Origin of the sequence: Chitinophaga sp., assembly GCF_036566945.1 — a bacterium.
Lineage (GTDB): Bacteria > Bacteroidota > Bacteroidia > Chitinophagales > Chitinophagaceae > Chitinophaga.
Genome location: NZ_DATCVJ010000212.1, coordinates 1 through 9773, shown reverse-complemented (window position 1 = coordinate 9773; position 9773 = coordinate 1). Strand labels below are relative to the sequence as shown.

The window sequence follows — 9773 nt, the reverse complement described above, 5'->3', positions numbered from 1 at the left end:
AAAAAACATTTTAAAAATAATCAAACATGAAAGAGCAACAGATACTTGGCTTACATCATATCACGGCTATTGCCGGTGATGCACAACGGAATTATGATTTTTATACCCAGGTAATGGGAAGCAGAATGGTGAAAAAAACAGTCAATTTTGATGACCCGGGCACTTATCATTTTTATTATGGTAATGAAACCGGCACCCCGGGTACTATTCTTACTTTTTTCCCCTGGGCAGGCATCGGACAAGGCCGCACAGGAACGGGCATGGCAACAGAGATCACCTATTCCGTTCCAGCCGGCAGCCTGGACTTCTGGAAGGACCGCTTCACCCGTTTCAATGTACCCTTCACCGAAGCAGGCGAGCGATTCGGTGAAACCTTTTTGTCATTCACTGATCGGGACGGGCTTAACCTGGCGTTGCTGGTTCCTGGCCAACCAGACGACAGACAAGGATGGGAAACAAAGGAGATCAAACAGGATACTGCTACGAAAGGCTTTCACAGCACCACTTTATCGCTTCAAAAAATAGAACCTACGGCGAAAGTACTCACTGACATTTTCGGATATCGTTTACTGTCACAGGAAGGCAACAGGTATCGTTTTATCACGGATACCGTTAAGAATGCTGCTATTATCGACCTATTGGAATTACCTGGAGGTACACCGGGAGTCAATGCAGCCGGTACCAACCACCATGTGGCATTTCGTGTAGCCGATGAGGATGTACAGATGAAATACCGGGAAACCATACTCAGTAAAGGATTACGGATCACACCAAAAATTGACAGGGATTATTTCTACTCTTTATACTTCCGCGAACCCGGTGGCGTACTGTTTGAAATTGCTACTGACAATCCTGGTTTCACCGTAGATGAACCACTTGCCGAGCTGGGAACGCATTTGAAATTACCGAAACAATATGAAGCGATGAGAGCAGATATTGAAAACGAATTACCCACCTTGAAATAAAAATAATCCAGCATGCACAAAGAATATATTTTAAAAGCTGGTCGTGAAATATCCACCGCGCAAAAAGCATTAATCATGATTCATGGCCGAGGGGGATCAGCGGAAGATATCCTATCCCTCGCCACACACCTGAACGTGAAAGACTATGCTTTGGCTGCGCCACAGGCTACCAATCATACCTGGTATCCACAATCTTTTCTGGCGCCTCCGGCTGAAAACGAGCCATGGCTGTCTTCTTCACTGAAGATATTGGAAAAGCTGACCGCTGACATACACCAACATGGGATTGCGCATGAAAACATTTATTTCATGGGCTTCTCACAAGGCGCTTGCCTGATGCTGGAATTCCTGGCAAGAAATGCTTTCAGATATGGAGGCGCCGCTGCCTTTACAGGCGGACTTATAGGCGACCAAATTTACGTTGAAAATTATCAGGGGGATTTCAATAAGATGCCGGTTTTCATTGGCAGTAGTGACCCCGATTTTCATGTTCCCGTGCAACGGGTAAAAGATACAACTGCTCTCCTGGAAAAAATGGGGGCGGCTGTTAGGGAGAAAATATACCCGAACATGGGGCATACCATTTCTCAAGATGAATTGAACCTGGCCAATCAGCTCATATTCAGGTAAACAAGTATCCTTTACTTCTTTTTCTGAATGGTGCTTCTCACTTTGCTTAAAAACTCCGGTGATACACCCAGGTAACGGGCGATCTGATTTTGCGGTACCCGCTGTACAATCTGCGGGTACTTTTCCATAAATGCCAGGTATCGCTGCTCGGCAGTTTGTGATACCAGGCTGTGAAAACGCCTTTGCAGCGCAAACAGGTTTCGCTGTACCAACAAACGAAACAAAGTTTCAAACTTGGGGATCTGCTCGTATAATTCGGTTTTGCTTTTGTAGTCAATGATCAGTAATTCACTGTCTTCAAGGGTTTCAATGAACATATTGGAAACTTTCCGTTCAGTAAAACTATAAAGATCACTCACCCACCAGTTTTCAATAGCAAAAGAGAGAATGGTTTCAGTACCATCATCACTCAGGTAATAGGTACGGATACAGCCTTTCACAATAAATGCTTCGAAATCACATACCTCTCCTTCCTGCAGTAAGTAACTACGCTTGCGAAACCGTTTAAACTTAAGCAGGGAATGAAACAGCTCCCTCTCCTTAGTTGTGAGCGTAATACATTGATCTACGAATTTGTCTATTTGTTCAAACATCTAACTTTATTTTCTCTATAATTCATTCATGTTATCGTCCAACGAAAGATAATAAAAAATAATTCAATCGGGACGAACCATCGTCTCCAACGTTCTCATAAATCTACGAAATACCGTAAAAATCCAATGCCCGAAATATCTTATAAATAATTGAATATCATTCATTTATAAAAAGGCACCTGAATTGATTTCCTATACCAAACTTAAAAAAAAAAATGAAACCATCTTCCAGCTTATTGTCTCCAGACAATCATGCACTTGTCCTGATCGATTTTGAAGGTCAAATGGGCTTTGCCACCAAAAGCATCGCGTTAAGTGAACTTAGAACCAACGCAGCGATCATTGCCGGCACCTCCAGTATATTCAATGTTCCTACCATTGTTACCACGGTAGCAGAACAATCTTTTTCCGGTCCCGTTTTTCCGGAGATCGAAACGTTTTACCCACAGGCTACTTCCGGCTACATTGATCGTACTACTATGAATACATGGGAAGATGAAGCTGCGTACAAAGCTATTACCGGCACAGGAAAGCAGAAACTGGTGATGGCCGGCTTATGGACAGGCGTTTGCATTGTAGGACCAGCACTGTCTGCGATGGAAGAAGGCTACACTGTTTATGTAATCACGGACGCATGTGGCGATGTAAGTACAGAAGCCCATGAACGCGCTGTTCAAAGAATGGTGCATGCCGGCGTTATACCGATGACTTCTATCCAATACCTGCTGGAACTTCAACGCGATTGGGCACGCCAGGACACCTACAAACCAGTTACAGATCTGATGAAGAAATATGGTGGTGCGTATGGCATCGGCATTCAATACGCTCACCATATGCTCACACATTAAGCCCTTCATTAAAATCTATTCTACTTGCCTACTAAATGCCTTTCCCGTCTTGTTGGATTTTCCATTCTCCTGATCGCTTGCCTCACCTGCATGCAGGTGAAAGGGCAAGACTTTAAACTGATGCGCTTCGATGAAGATTATTTGAACCTTCATGATTCGGTCAGCAACTTTTACCGGAAAATAAAATACACTTCCATTTCAAAAAGTGGCAGCACTTATATTTCATTCGGCGGTTCCGCCAGAATAGAATATGTTGATTTTAACAACGAAGACTGGGGAAGGCTTGGCATTGGCCATAACAACTTCCTGTTGCAGCGTTACGACCTGCATGCAGATCTGCATCTGAATAACAGATTCCGGCTTTTTACACAGATCAGGAGCGCATGGGAAAGCGGAAGAAAAAATGGTCCGCGGCCCATCGATGAAGACCAGTTGAATATACAAAACCTCTTTGTCGACGCGGCTATCATTGATAAAAAAAATCAGGCGCTGATCGTTCGCGCAGGCCGACAGGAACTTGATTATGGCAGTGGCAGGCTGATTTCTGTGAGAGAAGGCCCTAATCTCAGATTATATTTCGATGGGATTAAACTGATGTATTCCACGCCCCGATGGAGTATCGATGGTTTTGCGATGATGGCGGATACTATCAACGCCGGCGCTTTTGATAACAAGACAAGCAAAGCGATAAACCTTTGGGGGCTGTATAGTAAAATAATCATCCCCGCATTTCCCAATATTGATCTCTACTACCTGGGGATCAAACGTGATCAGTCTGTATTCGAAGAAGGAATCGAAAAAGAATGGCGTCACACCATCGGCGCCAGGATATGGAGATATGGTGGAGGATTTATTTACAACCTGGAAGCCGCCTACCAGTTTGGCACTTTCGGTAACGCTCCTATCAATGCATGGACCGCATCTGTGGAAGCAGGTTATCTGTTTGAAAATATCAGCGGCAAGCCGGCTCTCCGTCTCCGCAATGATTATATCTCCGGTGACCGGAAAAAAGGAGACGGGCATCTTCAATCTTTTAATCCCATCTACCCGAAAGGAGGATATTTCGGATTCAGTCCGCAGATCGGCCCTGTTAACCTGATAGACCTGCATCCATATGCGACCATCAATATCTGTCAGAAAATACTGGCCCAGGCGGATGTGGTCATGAACTGGCGCTTCTCTGCGCAGGACGGTGTTTACAGGCCGAGTGGAGGATTCAATCTCCCTGGTTCCGCATCGCTGAAAAAGTATATCGGTACAGCCTACCTCGCCAGCGTCGTGTACAGTATGAACAACAATATTTCATTGAACTGCGGCCTGCAATATTTCAGCGCCGGCGCCTTCATCAAAGATATCATTGCCACACCAAAGGACGGTGTCTTCGTCAATACCAGGCTTAGTTTCAAATTTTAAAACGTAAAATGATAATATATGAATACAATATTTCATCGCAGCAGCATAATAGTACTGATGAGCATTCCGCTGCTCTTCCTGCATACAGTAGTACTCGCCCAGCAAAAGGATACCACCGTAAAAACAACCCCCATTGGTACCACAAAAGTTTGGGGGAAAGTTGATGGCATGGCTATAGAGGGACTCGTGCAAGGACCTTCTGCTGCCAACGTACCATTGCAAATTGCCTGTGTATTCGAATACACCGAAGGGGATATATTCAATCCTCCTGCATTACCTGCTCCCCTTAATGGTATGGTGCATCTGGATCATGCGCTTCAGGGACAAATTACTGAGCTGAGAAAGAGTGGAAAATTTGGTGGTCATTATCTCGAAACTTTACTGATCACACCTCCCAAAGGCGCGCTGAAAGCGCCCAGGCTATTATTGATAGGTCTGGGAAACCGCCACCATTTCAATTCAGAAATAATGGGCGCAGTGGGTGAAGCTGCACTCCGTGAAGCCGCCAGAATCGGCGTTTCCAGGTTTGCATTTGCAAGTGATATCAAAGACGCCGGTATCGACTCCCCCACTGCGCAGGTGGCGGGCAATGTGACCAAAGGCATCATTAACGCTTATCGCACACAACTGTACCTGCAAAGGCAACATTTGGCGCCGGTGCAGCCAATCGCCAAAGCCACATTGCTCTCAGGTCCTGCTTTTTTTGAAGTATCCGGAGAAGGCATCCAGGCAGCTATTGCTTCATTTAACCAGTAAATACCGTCTACATGAAGAAAGCAGACATGATCCTGTATAACGGAAACATATATACGGTAGACGCCAAAAACCCCACCGCTACTGCCGTTGCCATCAGTGATGGAAAATTCATTGCCGTAGGCGATGATGCTACTATCATCCATGAATATGCCGGCGAAGAAACGTTACAAATAGATCTTAAAAAGAAACGGGTCATTCCGGGACTCATCGACTCGCATATTCACCTGATTCGTGGCGGCCTGAATTATACGCTTGAATTAAGGTGGGACGGCGTTCCTTCCCTGGCTGACGCGCTTCGCATGTTGAAAAAGCAGGTGGCCATCACCCCCACCCCCCAATGGGTACGCGTGGTAGGCGGCTGGACCGAACACCAGTTTGCAGAAAAGAGAATGCCTACCCTGGATGAGCTCAACGACATTGCACCGGATACGCCGGTCTTTATCATGCATTTATACGATCGCGCCCTGTTGAATCGCGCCGCTCTTCGCGCCGTTGGTTTCACCAGAGATACACCGGCGCCTCCCGGTAGCGTGATCGAAAAAAATAGCAACGGAGATCCAACAGGGCTGATGCTGGCCAGTCCCAATGCGTTGATCCTTTATGCTACGCTGGCAAAAGGCCCGAAACTTCCTTACGACCATCAGATCAATTCTACCCGTCATTTTATGACGGAACTGAACAGGTTTGGCATCACCAGCGTGATCGATGCTGGTGGCGGGTTCCAGAATTTTCCGGACGATTACCAGGTCATCAATGAGCTCAATGAAAAAAAACTACTGACCGTACGCATCGCATACAACCTGTTTACACAGCGTCCCAAACAGGAACTGGAAGACTTTAAAAACTGGACCAGCACTGTAAAACTCCATCAGGGAGATGATATGTACCGACACAACGGAGCTGGTGAAATGCTGGTGTTTTCCGCGGCGGATTTTGAAGATTTTCTGCAACCCAGACCTAATCTTCCGGAAGTAATGGAAGCGGAACTGGAAAAAGTAGTCCGTCACCTCGTAGAAAACCGCTGGCCATTCCGGTTGCATGCCACTTACAATGAAAGTATCTCCCGCTTTCTCAACGTGTTTGAAAAAGTGAACAGGGATATGCCGTTCAACGGACTGCCCTGGATATTTGATCATGCGGAAACGATTGATGAACGAAACATCGACAGGGTGAAGGCCCTGGGCGGCGGCATTGCGATTCAAAGCAGAATGGCATTCCAGGGAGAATATTTTACTGACCGATATGGAAAAGCAGCAGCGGCACATACGCCTCCCGTAAAACGGATGTTGCAGGCCGGCGTGCCGGTTGGTGCAGGCTCAGATGCCACACGCGTTAGCAGCTATAATCCATGGGTGGCTCTCTATTGGCTGTCGGCAGGCAAAACCGTGGGAGGACAACAACTCTACGACGATAAAAATAAACTCAGCAGGGAAACGGCACTCGAATTATACACGAAAGGGAGTGCGTGGTTCTCCAGTGAACAGGCCCTAAAAGGAAGTATCAAAGCCGGACAGCTCGCAGATCTGGCCGTACTGGATGCTGACTTCTTTGAGGTGCAGGAAGAAGCCGTCAAACATATTGAGTCTGTGCTGACCATCGTGGGAGGAAAGATCGTTTATGGAAGCAACGAATTCGCGGGCTTCTCCCCCGCTCCCATTCCCGTTCTTCCGGACTGGTCACCGGTGAAACAATTTGGTGGTTATCATTCCATCACCAAAAGCGGCGTCGGAAGAACAGCCACTACAGCGCCTCCGGACACTGCTATCCACCAGCATATTCATGCTTGTATAGGTAGTTGCGATGTTCATGGCCATGATCACAACAAAGCAAGACTCAGCAATATTCCCCTCAATAACTTCAGTGCATTCTGGGGAGTCTTCGGATGTTCCTGTTTTGCCTTCTAACATCTTTCTTATGAATGAGATCATAAAAAGCATCCTGTATTCAGATACAGGCAATACGCTCAACAATTACGCCTTGCTCGTCTTTCGGGTACTGCTGGCACTGGAGTTATTCCGGGTACATGGCATGAAGAAATTTCGTGTGGAGAACGGACAACGGGAACAGGTCCCTAACCCTCTCCATCTACCCGAAAAACTAAATAAATGGGTAGCTACTTTTTCTGATACCGTTGTACCATTCCTGATCATACCGGGAATATTAACAAGACTCGTTATACTACCCACTATTGGGGTGACTGCCATCGGTTATTTCGTAGTACACAGAAAAGACAACTCCGAAGTACGGGATGTACCCTACATGTACACGCTCTCCCTGTTACTGTTGTTAATACTCGGGCCGGGCCGCTATTCTATCGATGTTCAATTTTTATATCACTTTTTTTAAATCTTAAGTCAATGCAAGCTAATATCGGAATTAAACAAGAAAACCTCGCAGCCGTATCTCACTCACTGGGAAAGATACTCGCAGATGAATTTGTGCTGTATACCAAAACACGCAAAGCGCACTGGTGTGTCACCGGGCCTGATTTTCACAGCAAACATCTGTTCTTCGAAAGCCAGTACCAACAACTGGAAGAGATCGTAGATGGTGTGGCGGAGCGTATCCGTACTTTAGGCCACTACCCTCCTGCCACATTGAAAGAATACCTTGCCCTCACACATCTCACCGAAAGCTCCCGTGAAAAAAATGATGCCACCGGCTTTATCAAAGATCTGCTGCAGGACCATGAAAGCATTCTTATCCATCTGCGTGAAAACATCAACGGGTATGCCACTGCATTTCACGATGCCGGCAGCAGTGATTATATCACCGGATTGATGGAAACGCACGAGAAAATGGCCTGGATGCTGAGAGCACACCTGGAATAAATTATCACATTTAAATGGGTCCAAAGCATGACAGAACAAAAACATAGTATCAACTGGGTCACCTTCCTGTTGGCATGGGTGGCCGGATACTGCGATACCGCCACATTTGTATCCGGCGATTCCATTTTTTCCGCTCATGTCACCGGAAACTTCATTTTATTTGCAGCGCAGATTTCTGCCGGAAGCACCAGTGCTGTGGCCTGGATCAAGTTGATTACCTTCCCGGTATTCGTGATCGCCGTCATGGCTGGCGGATGGCTGGCAGATAAATCTAACAGTAAATATTCGATTTTATTGATAGAAGGTATAATTTTGATCGTTTGTGGAATGGCAGCTATTTTTCTGCCTATCATGGCGGGACTGGAAGAAAAACTGGTAGCATATATTATCGTAATGGCCACCGTGCTGGGAATGGGACTTCAAAATGCATTCGGAAAACTTTTTGCAAAAGAAACCCATGGCCCTACCACGATGATGACGGGAAATGTTACGCAGGCCGCACTGGACCTGGGGAATATGATCCGGAAAGGCATTACGGGCAATGAAATATCATTATCCAGTTTTAGAAAACAAAACGTTACCATCGGCGGGTTTCTGGCAGGCTGTATTTTCGGTGCGCTGTTATCCCGTTGGATAGGTTTGAGTACCATGATGATACCAGGTGTTGCTATCGTGATGTGCTACCTGCAGGGGGAAATCGCCGCAAATAAATCAGAAGAATAATAAACACTAAAAAATCAGGTAATGAAGGGCCAGGAGAAGATATTGATTGTGGAAGATGAATTCATCGTGGGGAATGACCTGAGGATGATGCTGCTCAAGGGAGGTTACGATGTGTGTGGCATCGCCGCCTCCGTTGAGCAGGCCCGGATGTTGATAGAAGAGAAAAAACCTGACTGGGTACTCCTCGACATCATCCTCAAAACGCCTACCAGTGGCATTGAACTCGCCAAAGAACTGTTGCATCGGAAAATACCATTCCTGTATATCTCTGCCAATACCAATCAACAAACGCTGGAAGCCGCCAAAGCTACCCAGCCGTATGGCTTCCTGGTAAAGCCTTTCCGGGAACGTGATCTTTTTGTGATGCTCGATATTGCCCGCTATCGCCACGCCATGGAAAGCGGTATGGTAAAAAACGAAGGAATCGCCGCCCGCGTAGAAGACACGCCAGATCCGGATATCATCGGCAATAGTGTGGCTATTAGAAAAGCGCTGGACCAGGTAAAAGCAGTGGCTCCTACCAACACTTCTGTATTGCTGCTCGGCGAAAGCGGCACTGGTAAAGAACGCTTCGCCCATGCGATCCATAAAAAATCTCTCAGAAAAAACAAACCCTTCATTACGGTCAATTGTGCCGCGTTACCTGTTTCTTTACTGGAATCTGAATTGTTCGGCCACGAGCGAGGCGCCTTCACCGGCGCTGTTCAGAAGCGGATAGGGAAATTTGAACAGGCCAACGGCGGTACGCTCTTCCTCGATGAAATCGGAGAACTACCACTCGAAGCACAAGTAAAATTACTCCGTGCGTTACAGGAAAGAGAAATAGAAAAACTGGGCGGCGACAAACCCGTTAAAGTGGACGTCCGCGTAATTGCAGCCACCAACAGGAACCTGGAGAAAGAAGTAGCCGATGGAAAATTCAGGCTGGACCTGTATTACAGGCTGAACGTTTTCCCGATTGAGCTCCCTCCTTTGCGGGAGCATAAGGAAGATATTAAAGCCCTGGCCTTCCAT

11 protein-coding genes are annotated in these 9773 nt (G+C 46.5%); 10 read left to right on the top strand and 1 reads right to left on the bottom strand.

Going from position 1 to position 9773, the window contains the following annotated elements:
* The first annotated feature begins 26 nt into the window (after positions 1–26).
* Together VIP81_RS06100 and VIP81_RS06095 are read left to right on the top strand one after the other, a co-directional pair.
* A complete protein-coding gene (locus VIP81_RS06100) occupies positions 27–965 on the top strand; it encodes a ring-cleaving dioxygenase (protein ID WP_331957586.1) in 939 nt (312 codons plus the stop codon).
* Positions 966–977: 12 nt separating this feature from the next.
* Positions 978–1595, top strand: a complete 618-nt coding sequence (locus VIP81_RS06095) for an alpha/beta hydrolase (RefSeq protein ID WP_331957585.1) — start codon at positions 978–980, stop codon at positions 1593–1595.
* Between the two features lie 11 nt (positions 1596–1606).
* Here VIP81_RS06095 and VIP81_RS06090 read toward each other — a convergent pair whose 3' ends face one another.
* Complete coding sequence (locus VIP81_RS06090) at positions 1607–2188, bottom strand: Crp/Fnr family transcriptional regulator (protein WP_331957584.1); 582 nt, start codon at positions 2186–2188, stop codon at positions 1607–1609.
* 215 nt (positions 2189–2403) lie between these two features.
* Between VIP81_RS06090 and VIP81_RS06085 the strand changes: the two genes are divergently transcribed.
* The 8 genes from VIP81_RS06085 to VIP81_RS06050 form a co-directional block, all read left to right on the top strand.
* Positions 2404–3036 (top strand): hydrolase, encoded by a 633-nt coding sequence (locus VIP81_RS06085; protein WP_331957583.1) that lies wholly within the window; start codon positions 2404–2406, stop codon positions 3034–3036.
* Between the two features lie 24 nt (positions 3037–3060).
* A complete protein-coding gene (locus tag VIP81_RS06080) occupies positions 3061–4449 on the top strand; it encodes an alginate export family protein (RefSeq protein ID WP_331957582.1) in 1389 nt (462 codons plus the stop codon).
* Between the two features lie 18 nt (positions 4450–4467).
* Positions 4468–5205 (top strand): M17 family peptidase N-terminal domain-containing protein, encoded by a 738-nt coding sequence (locus VIP81_RS06075; protein WP_331957581.1) that lies wholly within the window; start codon positions 4468–4470, stop codon positions 5203–5205.
* 11 nt (positions 5206–5216) lie between these two features.
* On the top strand, positions 5217–7109 hold the full coding sequence (locus VIP81_RS06070) for an amidohydrolase (RefSeq protein ID WP_331957580.1): 1893 nt from the start codon (positions 5217–5219) through the stop codon (positions 7107–7109).
* 10 nt (positions 7110–7119) lie between these two features.
* Positions 7120–7551, top strand: a complete 432-nt coding sequence (locus tag VIP81_RS06065) for a DoxX family protein (protein ID WP_331957579.1) — start codon at positions 7120–7122, stop codon at positions 7549–7551.
* An 11-nt stretch (positions 7552–7562) separates the two neighbouring features.
* A complete protein-coding gene (locus VIP81_RS06060; RefSeq protein ID WP_331957578.1) occupies positions 7563–8036 on the top strand; it encodes a DNA starvation/stationary phase protection protein in 474 nt (157 codons plus the stop codon).
* A gap of 27 nt (positions 8037–8063) precedes the next feature.
* Positions 8064–8759 carry a YoaK family protein gene (locus tag VIP81_RS06055; protein WP_331957577.1) on the top strand — a complete coding sequence of 232 codons (696 nt, stop codon included), beginning with the start codon at positions 8064–8066 and terminating at the stop codon, positions 8757–8759.
* A 21-nt stretch (positions 8760–8780) separates the two neighbouring features.
* On the top strand, positions 8781–9773 hold a 993-nt coding region (locus VIP81_RS06050; RefSeq protein WP_331957576.1), incomplete at its 3' end, for a sigma-54 dependent transcriptional regulator.